Source organism: Streptococcus mitis (genome assembly GCF_023110375.1).
GTDB lineage: Bacteria > Bacillota > Bacilli > Lactobacillales > Streptococcaceae > Streptococcus > Streptococcus mitis_CI.
Genome location: NZ_JALDVV010000007.1, coordinates 41,323 through 59,112, shown reverse-complemented (window position 1 = coordinate 59,112; position 17,790 = coordinate 41,323). Strand labels below are relative to the sequence as shown.

General features: G+C 42.1%; 13 protein-coding genes. 5 read left to right on the top strand and 8 right to left on the bottom strand.

Going from position 1 to position 17,790, the window contains the following annotated elements; all coding sequences use genetic code 11:
* Positions 1-21 precede the first annotated feature (21 nt).
* The gene (locus M1G12_RS06130) at positions 22-651 is read left to right on the top strand and encodes an MBL fold metallo-hydrolase (protein WP_247949569.1); all 630 of its coding nucleotides are present in this window, start codon (positions 22-24) and stop codon (positions 649-651) included.
* Positions 652-755: 104 nt separating this feature from the next.
* On the opposite strand, the gene M1G12_RS06125 is transcribed toward M1G12_RS06130, so the two are convergent.
* On the bottom strand, positions 756-1,520 hold the full coding sequence (locus tag M1G12_RS06125) for a hypothetical protein (RefSeq protein WP_247949568.1): 765 nt from the start codon (positions 1,518-1,520) through the stop codon (positions 756-758).
* Positions 1,521-1,607: 87 nt separating this feature from the next.
* Positions 1,608-3,500 carry a M13 family metallopeptidase gene (pepO, locus tag M1G12_RS06120; RefSeq protein ID WP_247949567.1) on the bottom strand — a complete coding sequence of 631 codons (1,893 nt, stop codon included), beginning with the start codon at positions 3,498-3,500 and terminating at the stop codon, positions 1,608-1,610.
* Between the two features lie 180 nt (positions 3,501-3,680).
* Between pepO and M1G12_RS06115 the strand changes: the two genes are divergently transcribed.
* The 4 genes from M1G12_RS06115 (at position 3,681) to tpx (ending at position 6,930) form a co-directional block, all read left to right on the top strand.
* Positions 3,681-4,403 (top strand): metal ABC transporter ATP-binding protein, encoded by a 723-nt coding sequence (locus M1G12_RS06115; RefSeq protein ID WP_000619164.1) that lies wholly within the window; start codon positions 3,681-3,683, stop codon positions 4,401-4,403.
* The gene (locus tag M1G12_RS06110; protein WP_033682180.1) at positions 4,400-5,248 is read left to right on the top strand and encodes a metal ABC transporter permease; all 849 of its coding nucleotides are present in this window, start codon (positions 4,400-4,402) and stop codon (positions 5,246-5,248) included. Before M1G12_RS06115 ends, M1G12_RS06110 begins: the two co-directional genes overlap by 4 nt.
* Before the next feature lie 31 nt (positions 5,249-5,279).
* Positions 5,280-6,209, top strand: a complete 930-nt coding sequence (gene psaA / locus M1G12_RS06105; protein ID WP_247942503.1) for a metal ABC transporter substrate-binding protein — start codon at positions 5,280-5,282, stop codon at positions 6,207-6,209.
* Positions 6,210-6,438: 229 nt separating this feature from the next.
* Positions 6,439-6,930, top strand: coding sequence for a thiol peroxidase (gene tpx, locus M1G12_RS06100; RefSeq protein ID WP_247942502.1), 492 nt, complete (start codon positions 6,439-6,441; stop codon positions 6,928-6,930).
* Positions 6,931-7,025: 95 nt separating this feature from the next.
* On the opposite strand, the gene M1G12_RS06095 is transcribed toward tpx, so the two are convergent.
* From M1G12_RS06095 to M1G12_RS06070, 6 genes are all read right to left on the bottom strand, one after another.
* Complete coding sequence (locus tag M1G12_RS06095; RefSeq protein ID WP_247949566.1) at positions 7,026-9,734, bottom strand: ABC transporter permease; 2,709 nt, start codon at positions 9,732-9,734, stop codon at positions 7,026-7,028.
* Between the two features lies 1 nt (position 9,735).
* Positions 9,736-10,437: an ABC transporter ATP-binding protein gene (locus tag M1G12_RS06090; RefSeq protein ID WP_247949565.1), complete on the bottom strand. Its 702-nt coding sequence runs from the start codon at positions 10,435-10,437 to the stop codon at positions 9,736-9,738.
* Between the two features lie 130 nt (positions 10,438-10,567).
* Complete coding sequence (locus tag M1G12_RS06085) at positions 10,568-12,979, bottom strand: glycoside hydrolase family 95 protein (RefSeq protein ID WP_247949564.1); 2,412 nt, start codon at positions 12,977-12,979, stop codon at positions 10,568-10,570.
* Between the two features lie 51 nt (positions 12,980-13,030).
* On the bottom strand, positions 13,031-13,723 hold the full coding sequence (locus tag M1G12_RS06080; RefSeq protein ID WP_000240129.1) for a phosphoglycerate mutase: 693 nt from the start codon (positions 13,721-13,723) through the stop codon (positions 13,031-13,033).
* Between the two features lie 145 nt (positions 13,724-13,868).
* Positions 13,869-16,661: an isoleucine--tRNA ligase gene (gene ileS, locus M1G12_RS06075; RefSeq protein ID WP_247949563.1), complete on the bottom strand. Its 2,793-nt coding sequence runs from the start codon at positions 16,659-16,661 to the stop codon at positions 13,869-13,871.
* 252 nt (positions 16,662-16,913) lie between these two features.
* On the bottom strand, positions 16,914-17,789 hold the full coding sequence (locus tag M1G12_RS06070) for a DivIVA domain-containing protein (protein ID WP_049544857.1): 876 nt from the start codon (positions 17,787-17,789) through the stop codon (positions 16,914-16,916).
* Position 17,790: the final 1 nt, after the last annotated feature.

The following is a 17,790-nucleotide window of genomic DNA, read 5'->3' as shown; positions in this document are numbered from 1 at the left end:
TTCTTTGAGATTGGAGCTAGTATGAAAATCCATAAAACTGTGAATCCTGTTGCCTATGAAAACACCTATTATTTGGAAGGCGAAAAGCACCTTATGGTGGTTGACCCTGGTAGCCATTGGGAAGCTATTCGTCAGACAATAGAGAAGATCAACAAACCTATCTACGCTATTCTCTTGACCCATGCCCATTATGACCATATCATGAGTCTGGACTTGGTTCGCGAGACTTTTGACAATCCTCCTGTCTATATCGCAGAGAGTGAAGCCAGCTGGCTCTATACTCCTGTCGATAATCTCTCTGGGCTTCCTCGCCACGATGATATGGCAGATGTGGTCGCAAAACCTGCAGAACACACCTTTGTCTTTCATGAGGAATATCAGCTGGAGGAATTTCGTTTCACCGTCTTACCAACACCAGGACATTCTATCGGTGGTGTTTCCCTAGTCTTTCCTGATGCTCACCTAGTCTTGACAGGAGATGCCCTATTCCGTGAAACCATTGGACGAACCGACCTTCCAACTGGTAGTATGGAACAACTCCTTCATAGTATCCAGACCCAACTCTTCACTCTACCAAACTATGATGTCTATCCAGGACATGGTCCGGCTACGACCATCGCTCACGAAAAAACCTTCAATCCATTTTTCTAAAACATAAAAACCAAGGACAATTATCCTTGGTTTTTGTGTAGCTTCAATTTCTACATCACTACTTGCTCGGTAGAATCAACATTGACTAGAAAAATAATTCAAAACTAATTAGTTGGATTCAATTCTTTCCAGTCAATGTTAGACAAATCAAGCTTTTCAGAAGAAATATCTAAAACTTGCTCTGCTTTTTCATTACCACCGATTTGAATAGTTGCTTCTTTAATCTTCTGCACTCCATTTTTATCAAACGAATATAGAGCCAGGTTCATTTCTGGACGAGTTGACTGCCAGTCTGCATAAGAGACTAGACCATTTTCGTAAATAACAAAGCCTGAGCGAAAACCACCTGCAGAAGCTACATAAGCTGTATGAAGTAAGTTTGGTTTTTGATTTTTCAAATAGTAAATAGCTGAAACAAATTTTTCATCCCCAATAAGCAACTCATCTTGCCCATCTTTATTCAAATCAAGAAGGGCATATTTAAAGTCTGGTGCATTTTGATAATCCATACGAGAGAAAATCATGCCATATTCTTCTGAAGCAATCTTGTGTTGTTTATTTTCCTCGTATAAATCTTCTCTATTACCTTGTTTTAAAAGCTCTGTATAGTGATTATAACGTTCAATCACTTCTTTATACAAATCTGGTCCCGTTTCCTTCTTATTTTCAGCAGTTGATTGTGAAACTTTGGTTGACGAGTCGCTTGTATTTTCAGTCTTTGCTTCTGTTGATGTGCTAGACTTATCGTCTTTGGAAACAGATGATAGTGGAGATGAAGGTTCTGTATTGCTATTATTTTTATTGAGACCACAAGATGCCAAAACTGAAATCGAAAAAATAGCTGAAAGCATCATTAAAAATTTCTTCATATTAACCTCGATAGCATTGCATTTTCAGATGTATAAACTTCAAAAATGAATCATTCACGCCAAGTTATACTTGATTAAGAAATCATTTTACCAAATAATCACGCGGTCTTCTGGTGAACGCCACATACCGTCTCCTTCTTTGACATCATAGGTTGTAAAGAAATCATCGAAGTTTGGTACTTGTACATTGACACGGAGTTTGGCTGGTGCGTGCACATCGACGCTAGCCAAAAGTTTCATAAATTCTGGACGACCTTTCATGCGCCAGATGCGACCGAAATTGTAGAAGAATTCTTCTGCTGAGAAGTCTGGTTCTCTCCTAGCTGCTTCAAGCGCTGCAGCGATTCCTCCCAAGTCAGCCACGTTTTCTGACACAGTCAATTTACCGTTAATGGTTGCTCCATAAGAATCTTGTCCATCAAATTGGTCAATAACTTTTTGTGTTTTCTCCTTGAAGGCAGCATAGTCGCTCTCTGTCCACCAATCCTTGAGGCTACCATTTTCATCAAAGGATGCTCCGTTGGTATCAAAGGCGTGAGAAATTTCATGGGCAATAACCGCCCCGATACCCCCGTAGTTAGCAGAAGATGACTGATGCAAGTCATAGAAAGGTGCTTGTAAAATAGCTGCTGGAAAGACAATCAGGTTCTTCTGTGGATTGTAGTAGGCATTGACCATATGAGCAGGCATGCCCCATTCCTTGTAGTCTACAGGCTGGTCCCACTTACTCCAACTGTGCTTGATTTCCACACGCGCAAAGGCTAGAGCATTGTCAAAAAGACTAGCAGTCTCATCCACTACCTTGTCCTTATAGCGTTCTGGTAATTCTTCTGGGTAACCGATATAAGGCTTGATAACATTGAGTTTGACGATGGCCTTGTCACGAGTTTCAGGAGTCAGCCAGTCATTTTTAGCCAAGCGTTCCTTATAAACATCAATCATAGTTGCCACTTTTTTCTCCACGTCTGCCTTAGCCTCTGGGGAGAATTTTTCATGGGCATACCAGAGACCCAAGGCTTGTTTGAAAGGACCTTGTGCTAGCTGGTAGGCTGCCTTGACCTTGTCTTTGGCTTCTGGAACTCCTGAAAGCGCACGGCTATAGGCACCTGACAAGACACGAATTTCTTCTGTTAAATAGCTGGTTGAGAGATTCACAACACTTAAAATTAAGGTTGCCTTGAGGAGAGGCCAAGCTTCTTCACTATAGAATTGGTCTGCTGCTTGCCAGAAGCGTTCCTCGTCTACAATAACCTTGTCTGGTACTTGTCCAAGAACGGCTTTGAAGAAGTCATCCAGAGGTAAGGCAGGCGCGAATTTTTTGAAATCTTCATAAGCATATGGATGGTAAAGTTTAGCATACTCTGAACTTTCTTCATTAGAAAGCACCACTGCTGCAATTCGGCGGTCCAATTCTAATCTTTTCTCAAGCAAGTCTTCAATTTCTGCATCAGAAAAATCATAAGCCTTGAGGAGATTTGTGCTACTTTCTTTCCAAAGAGTCAAGAGCTCTTCGCGCTGAGGATGGTCTTCTGCATAGTAGGTCGTATCTGGCAGGATCGTGCTTGGAGCACTAGCCCATAGAACATTGATTCTAGCATCCATAAAGTCTGGCGATACACCAAAAGGAAGGAAGTTCGGTTTTCCTGCAAGTTCAAACTCTGCTAGTTTGGCAGTGAAATCTGCAAAAGTCTCCAATTCTTGGAACTCTTTAAGAAGAGGCAAAACAGGTGTGATACCGTCAGCTTCTCTCTTGTCAAAATCACGAACTAGGCGGTGGTATTTGACAAAGTTTGCCAAGATAGCATCCTCAGGCACCTCTTCACCTGCCAACCACTTGTCTGTTGTCGCCAACATCAATTCTTCAATTTCCTGATCTAAATCAACAAAACCTCCCGTTTGAGACTTATCTGCTGGGATTTCAGCTGTCTTCTGCCATTCTCCATTGATTGCATCATAAAAATCATCTTGATAACGTGTCATCTTGTTCTCACTTTCATTTTTTTAAGTTATTGCTAGCTTAACAAAAATTGCTTGGGAATGCAATTAAAAATGAACTTTCCTTTTCCATCATTTTTCAGTTATTATTTTAATTTTTTCAAAAATTAACTTGACTTAATTTTTTTTTTAATGTATATTAAGAGACAGGAGGAATATAAGTTTATGATACGTATCGAAAACCTCAGTGTCTCCTACAAAGAAACATTGGCACTTAAGGATATTTCACTAGTGCTCCAAGGACCAACAATTACCGGTATCATTGGTCCAAACGGTGCTGGAAAATCAACATTATTAAAAGGGATGCTGGGAATTATCCCACATCAAGGTCAGGCATTTCTCGATGACAAGGAAGTTAAAAAATCCTTACACCGAATTGCCTATGTCGAACAAAAAATCAATATCGACTACAACTTTCCCATCAAGGTCAAGGAATGCGTCTCGCTAGGACTATTTCCCTCTATTCCTCTCTTTCGCAGTTTAAATGCTAAACATTGGAAGAAAGTGCAAGAAGCCCTTGAAATCGTCGGCCTAGCTGACTATGCTGAACGTCAAATCAGTCAACTTTCTGGAGGTCAATTCCAGCGGGTTTTGATTGCCAGATGTTTGGTGCAGGAAGCCGACTATATCCTCTTGGATGAACCCTTTGTTGGGATTGACTCTGTCAGTGAGGAAATCATCATGAATACGCTGAGAGATTTGAAAAAAGCTGGAAAGACGGTTCTCATCGTCCACCACGACCTCAGCAAGGTTCCCCACTACTTCGATCAAGTCTTGCTTGTCAATCGAGAAGTGATTGCCTTTGGTCCAACCAAAGAAACCTTTACCGAAGCCAATCTCAAAGAAGCTTACGGTAATCGACTCTTTTTCAATGGAGGTGACCTATGATTGCAGAATTTATAGATGGATTGCAAAAATTCCATTTCTTACAAAATGCCTTGATAACAGCCATTGTCGTCGGGGTCGTAGCTGGAGCTGTAGGATGTTTCATCATCCTACGCGGGATGTCACTCATGGGAGATGCCATTTCACATGCTGTCTTACCAGGTGTAGCCCTCTCCTTCATTTTGGGCGTTGACTTCTTTATCGGAGCCATTGTCTTTGGATTGCTAGCTGCCATCATCATTACCTACATCAAGGGGAACTCGATTATCAAAAGCGATACCGCCATCGGCATTACCTTTTCTTCTTTCTTAGCCCTCGGTATCATCTTGATTAGTGTCGCTAAAAGTTCAACTGACCTTTTCCATATCCTTTTTGGTAATATCCTAGCCGTCCAAGATACGGATATGTTTATTACTATGGGTGTTGGGGCAGTCATTCTCTTGTTAATCTGGATTTTCTTCAAGCAACTCTTGATAACATCCTTTGATGAACTCTTGGCTAAAGCCATGGGAATGCCTGTCAATTTCTATCACTACCTTCTCATGGTACTCCTGACTCTCGTGTCTGTGACAGCCATGCAAAGTGTCGGAACTATCCTGATTGTAGCCATGCTGATTACCCCAGCTGCAACTGCTTATCTGTATGCTAATAGCCTGAAAAGCATGATTTTCCTTTCCTCAACTTTTGGAGCTACTGCTTCAGTTTTGGGACTCTTTATCGGCTATAGCTTTAACGTTGCGGCAGGTTCTAGTATCGTGCTCACAGCTGCTAGTTTCTTTCTCATTAGCTTCTTTATCGCTCCAAAACAACGATATTTGAAACTGAAAAATAAACATTTGTTAAAATAAGGGGTAAAACCCCAATAAATTGGAGGATCTAATGAAAAAATTAGGTACATTGTTGGTTCTTTTTCTTTCCGCCATTGTTCTTGTAGCATGTGGTAGCGGAAAAAAAGATGCAGCTTCTGGTCAAAAACTAAAAGTTGTTGCTACAAACTCAATCATCGCTGATATTACTAAAAATATTGCCGGTGACAAGATTGATCTTCACAGTATCGTTCCTGTTGGCCAAGACCCACACGAATACGAACCACTCCCTGAAGACGTTAAGAAAACTTCTCAAGCTGATTTGATTTTCTATAACGGGATCAACCTTGAAACAGGTGGCAATGCTTGGTTTACAAAATTGGTAGAAAATGCCAAGAAAACTGAAAACAAAGACTACTTTGCAGTCAGCGAAGGCGTTGATGTTATCTACCTTGAAGGCCAAAACGAAAAAGGCAAAGAAGACCCACACGCTTGGCTTAACCTTGAAAACGGTATGATTTTTGCTAAGAATATCGCTAAACAATTGAGCGCTAAAGACCCTAGCAACAAGGAATTCTACGAAAAAAATCTCAAAGAATATACTGATAAGCTAGACAAACTTGACAAGGAAGCTAAGGAGAAATTTAACAACATCCCTGCTGAGAAAAAACTCATCGTAACCAGCGAAGGATGCTTCAAATACTTCTCTAAAGCCTACGGTGTCCCAAGTGCCTATATCTGGGAAATCAATACTGAAGAAGAAGGAACTCCTGACCAAATCAAGACCTTGGTTGAAAAACTTCGCCAAACAAAAACTCCTTCACTCTTTGTAGAATCAAGTGTGGATGACCGTCCAATGAAGACTGTTTCACAAGATACAAACATCCCAATCTACGCACAAATCTTTACTGACTCTATCGCAGAACAAGGTAAAGAAGGCGACAGCTACTACAACATGATGAAATACAACCTTGATAAGATTGCTGAAGGATTGGCAAAATAATACTCTTCGAAAATCAAATTCAAACCACGTCAGCGTCGCCTTGCCGTACTCAAGTACAGCCTGTGGCTAGCTTCCTAGTTTGCTCTTTGATTTTCATTGAGTATAAGCCTCTGAAAAACGTCATTCTCACATGAGCTGGCGTTTTTTTCTATGCCCATATTTCCGGTCAAATCATTGGAAAATTCCGACTGTTTCAGCTAAAATGGAAGAAAAAAGATTGGAGTATCTTATGGTAACTTTTCTCGGAAATCCTGTGAGCTTTACAGGTAAACAACTACAAGTAGGCGACAAGGCACTTGATTTTTCACTCACTACAACAGACCTTTCTAAAAAATCTCTGGCTGATTTTGATGGCAAGAAAAAAGTTTTGAGTGTCGTTCCTTCTATCGATACAGGCATCTGCTCAACTCAAACACGTCGTTTTAATGAAGAACTGGCTGGACTGGACAACACGGTCGTCTTGACTGTTTCCATGGACCTACCCTTTGCCCAAAAACGTTGGTGCGGTGCTGAAGGTATTGAAAACGCCATCATGCTCTCAGACTATTTCGACCATTCCTTTGGACATGACTATGCCCTCTTAATCAATGAATGGCACCTATTGGCACGTGCAGTCTTTGTCCTTGATACTGACAATACTATTCGCTACGTTGAATACGTGGACAATATCAACTCTGAACCAAACTTCGAAGCCGCAATTGCAGCTGCTAAAGCCCTATAGAAAAAATCCTCTGTCACAAAGAGTTCCCTACTCTTTGAAACGGAGGATTTTTGTTTACGAGTAAATATAAGTTCAATCAGATAAAAACAACTACCTTACTCTACAGATTTCAAGGCTTCAAGCATATCAACCTTTCTCAGATGATAATTGACAAAGAAACCAAGCAAGGTCAAAATGGTGCTTACTGCTGCCACTGGGATTACATAGACTTCCCAGCCTACCTGCGGATAAAAGAGAATAGTTGCAGGCGAAATCATTTGAATCAAAAATTGATGTAAATAGAAACCAGCTGCTAGACCAAGGACAATTCCCACAAGGGACAGCACAATCGTCTCACGGTAAATGTAGAGAGTGACTTCATTGTTATGAAAACCGAGAACCTTGATAGTGGAGAGTTCACGGATTCTCTCAGCTACGTTAATGTTGGTTAGATTGTAAAGGATAACAATAGCCAACAGAACCGACACGATAACCAAGATGGTCATGGTCTGATTGAGTGAACTTGCGACCGAGTCAAAGAGCCGAATGGCTGAAGCATTCTGGACAACGCTGGACACCGCAGCTTGATTCATAAGTAAGCCTGCCTGTCTTTCGATACTAGGAGCACTGGTATCCCTTAGCGAGACCAGATAAGTGTTGACTTGGGGTAGCTGTCCGTAAATTTGCTCATAGCTAGCTTGACTCATATAAATAAAGTGACCAACGTAGTTCTCAGTAATAGCAGCAACCGTTAATTCCTTACCTTCAATTTCTAGAGTTTGTCCAACCTTGACACCTGCCAGCTGGGCAAGTTTAGCTGTAATAACGACGCCATCTTTTAATGTCAGCTCCTGCTGATGATGTTGCAGATGGATAAAGGGAGTCAAATCCTCCTTCTCTGTCATCATAAGAGTAACAGTCTGAAGACCAGCCTTGCCTTTAAAATCCTTGTCTAGCGTCTTAGAATAAATTTTCTGGTAGGCTTGAATAGCCTGACCTTTCAACACTTCTTCTAGATTTGCCTTGTCTTGATTGGTCGCACTAAGATTTTCAGAGACAATCATTTGATACTGTTGGATTTGTTGAAACTGTCTATACGGAACTCCTGCTACAGAGGATTGAATTCCCAAACCTGCAAAGAGCAGAGCGACTGAACCTGCCACACCAAAGATCGTCATCAACATCCGCTGTTTATAACGGAAGATATTACGGGCTGTTACCTTATGGGTAAAACTGAGACGACGCCAGATAAAACCGATGCGCTCTAGTAAGATTTCAGCTCCTTTAACAGGAGGTTTAGGCAATAAAAGCTGGGCTGCTTCGTCATGAAGTTCCCTACGAGCTACCAAGTAGGCTGGTAGCACACTCGCCAACCAACTCAAGACAAGAGCCAGTAAGCTATAGGTCCAATAGAACTGAATCTGGGTTTCTCCCACCACCATGCCTTTTGTAATGACACTTGAAATCACACCTGCTAGTAAATAATGTCCAAGTATGCTACCTAGAGCTGTTCCTACAGTCCCAGCTACTAGACCGTAGAGGAGAAACTTGACGATAATATCCTTACTACGATAGCCCAAGGCCTTAAAAATCCCTGCATGAGTTCGCTCTTCATCCACAAAACGAGTCATGGTTGTAAAGGTCACCATAGCTGCTACGGCATAAAGCACTACAGGAAAGATATTGCCCACTGCCCGAATACTGGCTGAAGCATTACTATACATGAGGTAGCCTTGACCGCCAGGCATGGTCTGACGATTATAGACTTGATACTTGGGCTCAGCCAAATCATCCAAGACTTGCTGATGTTTTTCTAGTTTTTCCTTTTCTTGGGCTAGATTTTGTTCAGCCTGCTTTAGTCTATCCTCTTCTTTACCCAATTCCTGCTTAGCTTGGGTAAGTTGAGCACTAGCCTGCTCTCTCTGAGCTTGAGGAAGCAAGGCTAGTTGACTTTCCTGAGCCTGTAAACGAGCTTGAGCAGCTGCTAAACGACGCTGGCCTTCCTGCAGATTAGTCTCAGCCTTATCAAGGGTTTCTTTGCCTTTGTCTAGAGACTCTTGTCCTTCTTTTCTCAAGACTTGCAGACGTGCCTTGCCATTATCTGACAAAGCTTGTTCAAGCTCTTCCTGATGTTGTTTGGATTTTTCTTCATAAGTTGCTGAAAAAGCATTTAAACCTGACAAATCTTGATATTTCAAACGAGCTATATTGTAGACTTTCTGATCAAACTGACTAGGTAAAATCACCCCATAGGCTGTCAGAGTCCCACTTCCACTTCCTGCGTAGCCCATATCTCTCTGAGAGAGGATTTCAGCTGAATCCACAAAACCAGTAATGGTATACCTATGGTCTTTTAAAGAGGAATGACCCTCTTCTTTTTCTTTAAAACTAATCTCCTGTCCCACGCTGTATTGGCCTTGCAAATGAGTGGCCAAAGCGATTTCCTTATCTGACTGAGGAAGTCGTCCCTCTCTTAACTGAAAGGTTGAAATTCGCTCTGGTTTGGAGTACAGCCGAATAGCATCTTGCCCATTATCCATAGTCACATCTGTCAAGTAGCCAAACTCGACCTCTGCGCCCTGGGTCTGTTCTAGTTCTTCTTGATCTGCTTGATCCAAGCCATAGTTAGACATGACTGCCAAATCCAAGGTTTGAGCAGTTGTTAAATAAGCATTAGCTGTCGCCTCCATGTTGGGACTAGTCACTTTGAGGCCTACTAAGGCTAGAGATCCCAACATCATCAAGGTTAAGATGGATAAAAAACGCCCCTTGGAGCCTGTGAAGGACTGAATTAAGTCCTTCCAATAGGTTTTTCGCTTGATCATGCTAGTACTCCAAACTGTCGATATCCTGAGGATGCTGGTTGATCACCACATCCTTGACACTGGCATCGTGCATATGAATCACGCGATCAGCAATGGGCGCCAAAGCTCCATTGTGAGTCACGATAATCACCGTCGCTCCCTTTTGACGAGACATATCTTGGAGAATCTTCAAGACTTGTTTACCTGTCTGATAATCCAAGGCTCCAGTTGGTTCGTCACAAAGGAGAATTTTAGGATTTTTGGCTACCGCGCGTGCAATGGAGACTCGCTGTTGCTCCCCTCCAGAAAGCTGGGCTGGAAAGTTATTGAGACGATGAGCCAGACCTACATCTGTCAAGACCTGTTCAGGATTCAAGGCATCTGTCACGATTTCTGAAGCCAACTCCACATTTTCCTTAGCGGTTAGATTGGAAACTAGATTATAAAACTGAAAAACAAAGCCTACATCATTGCGGCGGTAATTGGTACGCTGGTGGGAACTATAGTCTGCAATATTGACACCATCAATCCAGATTTCCCCCTCATCATTGGTATCCATTCCCCCAAGAAGGTTAAGAACCGTTGACTTACCTGCACCAGATGCACCTAGAATAATAACCAATTCACCCTTTTCAATCTCAAAATTCGCATCACGATTGGCCACAATCTCCGTATCCCCAACCTGATAACGCTTGTAACAGTGTTTCATCTCAATATAAGCCATCAGACCCATCCTCTCTCAAACAAATTACTTCCTACTACCATTATAACGCTTTTTCAACTAGTTGGAAACTGCTTACATTCTCAAATCCATATTAAAAGGCAGTCTCAAACTACTGCCTTCTAACATCTTCTTAAAAATAAAATTGAACCAGATCGCCTTCTGCTGTTGCTACCGAAATACAATCTTTCCCCATGCATTTCGCTTTTATTTTTTCTTGATTCATTTCAATCACACTCTTCTCAATATCTGGATAAGAGACTCGCAAATCTCCTCCACTTCTTGATAAAATGGTCATCTGTAAGAGTTTTTTATCCGCCCACCTCATGCTAACTTCAAAATGTCCACGTGCCATTAAGCCTGAAACAGAACCTGTTGACCAAGCATCGGGTAGGGCGGCTAGAGGTACCAGATAAGCTGCATGAGACTGAAGTAACATTTCTGCCATGCCACTAGTAGCACCAAAATTACCATCTATCTGAAAAGGAGGGTGGCTACACCAAAGATTTGACAAGGTGGATGACTTTAACTGCTCTGCTAATAATTTATGGGCTCGATTGCCATCTCCTAGACGCGCCCAAAGATTGATCTTATTGGCCTTAGACCAGCCTGTGCCCCCATCTCCACGATCATTGAGGCTAGCACGCGCAGCTTCAAGATACTCCTGTCCCTTGTAGCTAAAGAGAGTGCCAGAATAGAGTCCCACTAGATGGGAAGCATGTCGATGCTGGGCCTCCACTTTCTCATTTTGAAAATGCTGCTCTTCCTCCTCATACCACTCCCTGATTCGACCAGATTGAGTGATTTGAAGGGGATTAAGCAAGTCAAACTTCTCCTTGACCTCAGTCAACAAAGCCTCATCCAGCCCCAATTCTTGAGCAGCCTGAATAAAATCATGGAATAATTGCCAAATCAGAGATTGGTCATAAGTATTGCCAATCGAAATCGGCCCATGTTCTGGAGAATAAGACGGAGAAGACACCCAACGCTGTGCCTGCCTATCCTCATGTAAAAAATCATTCCAAAAACGAACCGTTTCCCTCAACATGGGATAAATTTTCTCCCTGAGATAGTCTTGGTCCCTATAAAATGTATAGGCCTCATAAACAGTTTGCATCATCCACGCATTGGCAGCTGGCGACCAACCCCAATAGTAATCCCAACCAGGTGCCGTCCAACCAAAGGGAGTCGCTTGAGTATGAACCAACCAACCATTCTCCTCCCCTTCCTGAGAGACGATTCCTGCATACCTTGCAGCTGCTAGGCGACCATAGACTCGCAAATCATCGATATAGTTGATGACTGGAAAAGCCGTCTCTAGGAGATTGGTAACATAGGCTGGCCAATAATTCATCTGCAGATTGATATTTAAGTGATAGTCCGAATTCCAAGGAGGATTGTCGACCGCATTCCAGACCCCTTGCAAGTTAGCTGGTAGAGCATCTGGACAATCTCTGGAAGAACTAATCAATAAATACCGTCCATACTGGAAGAACAGCTCCTCCAAAGCCTGCCCCGCTTGTGGCTTATAATTTTTTAGCAAATCATCTGTATTGAATGTGTCAACATCAGCTCCCAAATCCAATTGAACACGCTGAAATAAAGCTTGGTAGTCCTCAATATGCCTTGATTTCAATTGGGCATAGCCCTTTTCTTTAGCTGTGTCCACCAAGTCCTTAACCTGTTTCTCTAAATCTATTTTCTTGCGATAATTGCTAGCAGGATTTTGGGCAAAATCCGTCTTAGCTGCCAAGAAGAGATTGGCATAACTGGCTCCTGATATCTGAACCTTATCTGACCAAACTCTAATATCTCCATCCGTTTCCCAAGCTAGATAACTAGCAAACTTCAGGTCATTGTCCTTAACCCGTCCCTTCATCAAGATATGAGACGTTGAGATATCCAGCTGGCATTCCTTGTAATCAGATTTTTCCTGCTCATACTTTCCATCAGAAGCCAAATCGCGGGTCAGCGACAGTTCTATAGTAAAATCTAGAGTTTCCGCCCCTTCCTTAGTAAAGCTCTGAATCAAGAGATCATCTGGAAAACTCGCAAAAGTTTCACGTTCAAATTTCGTTCCCTTATAGACATAAGAAGTCGTCGCAAGCGCCTTACTGATATTAAGCTGTCTATGGTAATCCGTCACCTGAGACAAAGTCTTGCCTTGCTTGCTAAACTCAATATGAATATCTCCAAAGGACAGATAGGTCCCATATTGACTCGTTTGGGGCCCAACTAGGTGCTGTTCAGCCAGTTCCTTAGCCCGATTGTAATCTCTCTTTTCCAAAGCCCGCCGAATCTCAGCTAAAAAGTTATGCTGATCCTGAAGATTTCCACCCTGATAATCTGAACTAGCAGGAAGTGGACCACCAGACCAGAGACTTTTTTCATTGAATTGAATCCGCTCAGCCCCTATAAGGCCAAATACTTTTGCTCCTAAAGAACCATTGCCTATCGGTAAGGCCTCTTCTTCCCAACCCTTATATGTCGTTGACGCTGGTTGCTTGTAGGCCAATACATAATCTTGTTTTTTATTCCTTATCATACTACCATACTAACATAAAAAGCCTAGAAATCAATTCTAGACTTACAATTTTTATTTTCCAAGGTAGTATTCAGAAACTACGTTTAATTTTTCGTCAAATTCGAATACCAATGGTGGGAAGTTAGGGATTTCCACGTCCATGATTTCGTCATCTGACAAACCTTTGATGTGTTTTACAAGAGCACGGATTGAGTTACCGTGAGCTCCTACGAATACGTTTTTACCATCTTTAAGAGCTGGAGCGATTTTATCTTCCCAGAATGGAAGGGCACGTTCCAAAGTCACTTTCAAGTTTTCAGCATCTGGGATAACTGAGTCGTCAAGTGAAGCGTAACGACGGTCTGTGTGAGCTGAGTGCTCATCATCACGATCCATGTTTGGAGGCAATACATCGTATGAACGACGCCAGATGTGAACTTGCTCATCACCAAATTGTTCAGCAGCTTCAGCTTTGTTTTTACCAGTTAAACCACCGTAGTGACGTTCGTTCAAACGCCATGATTTTTCAACTGGAACCCACAATTGGTCAGAAGCTTCAAGAGCCAAGTTAGTTGTTTTGATCGCACGTTTCAATACTGAAGTATAAGCTTGGTCAAATTCGATACCAGCTTCTTTGATCAATTTACCAGCGTCAATCGCTTGTTGTGTACCTTTTTCAGACAAATCAACATCAGCCCAACCAGTGAAAAGGTTAGCTTTGTTCCATTCAGACTCACCGTGGCGAGCAAAAACCAATTTTACCATTAGATGGATTCTCCTTTAAATTTTCCGAGGTTTTCCCTCGTTTATCTATTCTATTTTACACAATTTTTCACAAAAAAGCTAGTCAAAACCAAAAAGGAAAGGACTGTTTGGCAATCCTTTTCCTTCTTAGTATCATACAACAACCTTATTTCTCTTCAAATCCTTCTGCGACTGCGTCTGCAAAGTTTTCTTCTACGATGCTTGCACAGTGGTCACAGATGACTGCGTGGTAGCTACGTTCTGCTGTTGTTGGGTCAATACGACGGCAACGGTCACATACTTCACCTACAGCGCGTTCAACAGTGAAGGCGACATCTTCAAAGCTAACAGCAACTTCTGGAGCTGGTCCTTCTGCGATGGTCAAGTCTGACACGATCAAAAGTTGAGCTACATTGCTGTTTACTGCTTCGAGTAGAGTTTTCACCACTTCGTTTGGATAAACTGTCAAGTGTGCTTCGAGTGATTTACCGATAACTTTGGCATTACGAGCCTCTTCCAAGGCTTTTTGAGCTTGTCCACGGAAGTCCATTAAGGCTGCCCATGTATCCAAGATTTCTTCTTGATTAGCAAAAGTTTCCGCTTCTGGCAATTCTGACAATTGAACGAAGTCTTCGGCTTCAAACTCTAGATATGACCAGATTTCCTCTGCTGTGTGAGGAAGGATTGGAGTCAAGAGTTTGGTGATTTTCACAAGAATGTCATAGAAAACAGTCTGCATTTGACGGCGTTCCAATGATTTGGCACCTTCGATATAAACAACGTCTTTAGCAAAATCAAGGTAGAAGGCTGACAAATCAACGTTGATAAAGTTCACCAAGGCCTTGTAGATTGTCAAGAATTCAAAGTCCGCATATGCATCACGAATGGTCTTGACAAGCTGGTTAAAGCGAATCGTCATGTACTTATCAACTGAACGAAGCTCATCGTAAACTACTGAATCTTGAGTTGGGTTAAAGTCAGATGTGTTAGCAATCAAGAAACGAAGAGTGTTACGAATCTTACGGTAAGTTTCAGAGACTTGGCTCAAGATATCCATAGAGATACGTACGTCATTGCTTGAGTCTACACTTGTTACCCAAAGACGCAAGATTTCAGCACCAAATTGTTTTTCAACATCGCTTGGAGCAATGGTATTTCCAAGAGATTTAGACATCTTCTCACCTTTACCATCAAGGGCAAAACCTTGTGACAAGATTTGTTTGTAAGGTGCTACGCCATGGTTGGCAACAGATGTGATGAGTGAAGAGTTGAACCAACCACGGTATTGGTCAGAACCTTCTAGGTAAAGGTCTGCTGGGTAAGTCAACTCAGGACGGTTTACAACAACTCCATTCCATGATGAACCTGAGTCAAACCAAACGTCCATGATATCAGTTTCTTTTTTGAACTCGCCATTTGGTGAGCCTGGATGAGTAAATCCTTCTGGCAAAAGGTCCTTAGCATCACGTTCCCACCAGATGATAGAACCATGTTCTTCAAAGAGTTGAGCCACGTGTTCAATCGTTTCAGCAGTCATAATCGCTGTACCGTCTTCAGCATAGAAGATAGGAAGCGGAACACCCCAAGCACGTTGACGAGAGATAACCCAGTCGCCACGGTCACGAATCATATTGTAAAGACGAACTTTACCCCATTCTGAGTGGAATTTCACTTTTTCAATTTCGTCCAAGATTTCTTGGCGGAATTTAGAAACGGAGGCAAACCATTGTGGTACTGCACGCCAGATGATTGGTTTCTTAGTACGCCAGTCAAATGGATATGAGTGAGAGATTTCTTCTTGGGCAAGAAGGAGGTTGCCAAGTTTTTCAATAACAGTTGGAACTACCTTTTCATAGAATTGACCTTCAAACTCAGGACCAGCATTCTTCATCATGATACCACGTTCGTCAACAGTCACTGCGACTTCAAGACCATTAGCAATACCAACATTGTAGTCGTCCTCACCAAAACCAGGGGCTGTATGGACAATACCTGTACCAGAGTCAGTCGTAACGTGGTCACCAAGAATCACCAACTCATCTACAGCCGTATCCCATGGGTGTTCTGTTACGATGTGGTTCAATTCTTGACCACGGTATGTTGCCAAGACTTGAAAATCAGCCCAACCAAATTTCTCAGACAAGATAGTTAATAATTCTGCAGCAACCACAAACTTACGAGCTTCACCAGCAGGTTGAACCAAGACGTAATCAATATCCGCTCCAACAGTCAAACCACGAGAAGCAGTGATGGTAAATGGAGTAGTTGTCCAAACAACGATGTAAGTATCTGTATCTAGAATTCCTTTGCCATCTTTTACCTTGTTGGCATAGTAAAGGGAAGTTGAAACTAAGTCATGGTATTCAATCTCTGCTTCAGCAAGGGCTGACTCAGATGACCAAGACCAGTAAACTGGTTTGGCACCACGGTAGATATAGCCTTTATTAGCCATTTCACCGAAGACACGGATTTGAGCTGCTTCATAGTCAGGAGTCAAAGTCACATATGGATTTTCCCAATCACCAGAAACACCCAAACGTTTGAAGTCTTCACGTTGTTTATCTACTTGTGAAAGAGCGTATTCACGGCAAAGTTTCAAGTACTCAACCAAGTCCATTTCTTTACGTTTGACACCTTGTTTTGCCAAAACTTGCTCGATTGGCAGACCATGTGTGTCCCAACCCGGGATAAATGGTGCGTAAAAACCTGACATTGATTTTGAACGAACAATGATATCTTTTGAAATCTTGTTCATAGCGTGTCCAACGTGGATATTTCCGTTCGCGTATGGAGGGCCATCATGCAAGGTGAAATGAGGTTTTCCTTGGTTCAATTCTTGACGACGTTGGTAAAGTTTTGCATCTTCCCATTCCTTTTGCCAAACTGGCTCTTTGGTTGGAAGTCCTGCACGCATTGGGAAAGCTGTTTTCCCAAGGTTAAGGGTATCTTTGAGTTTCATTGTATCTCCTTTATAAATAATAACAAATTAAAAACCACGACTGCCAAAAAGGACGAAAATCGTGGTACCACCTTTATTCGGAAAAAGATTTAGTCTTTCTCCCTCTTATCCCGTAACGTGGGGAACGTCAAATCTTACTAGCTTCAGACTTGAGTTTTTGAGAGGATAATCTTATCGTTAGGGAATGCAGGACTCACACCATCTCCTGCTCGCTGGAAATATAAGGATAAGATATTGTTCTCAGATTATTTCTTATAAAATTGTAACAGATTCTTGCGGTGCCGCAAAACCTGGTTCTGAGTTTACAGCTTCAGTAGCTGGTGTTGGTCCTGAATAATGGCTTGGAGCTACTTCTGGCTCTTCATACATTGGACCAACTGGATGAGCTGGACTTTCTTCAACAACCGGAGCTGGTGAAACCACTTGTTCTTGCTCAGCTCTTGCTTCGGCTTCTGCAAGTTCCTTATTAGCCGCTTCGATACGCGCTTGCAACTCAGCCATTTCCTCGGGAGAAAACTGGCGAGTAATATCAATTGGTTCTTCCTCTGGATGTTGTTGCAAGACAGAGTCACCTAAGACTTCGCTGACCACTTCTTTGAAAGCTTCATCACTTGTCTGAAGATAAGTCGCTGTTGGGCGAAGAATATCTTCCCAATCTGAAGATTCAACAATTGCTAACTGGCTCTCAATTGTAGATTTAAGACGTTGATGGAAGACACGACTCTTGTTTTTCAATTCTTCTGTTTCAACAGCAACCTTCTTGGCATTGTCAGTTGCTTGACGAAGAATTTCATTTGCCTTGTACTTAGCTTCTTCCAACAAACGTTGTGCATCTTGCTCTGCTTGTTGGATAATATTGTTTGAACGTTCCGTTGCAGCTTGTTTTACTCGCTCTGCTGTATCTTGTGCAATCAATACAGATTGACTCAATGAATCTTTCATCTCATCAAAGTAAGACAAACGCTCTTCCAAACTCTTAATTTGTAAATCCTTATCATGATTAGAGCGAACCAAATCTTCATAATCACGGACTACAATATCTAAAAACTCATCTACTTCTTCTTGATCAAAACCTCTGAAGCGTGTACTAAAGGTTTTATCTTTGATTTCTAACGATGTAATTGGCATA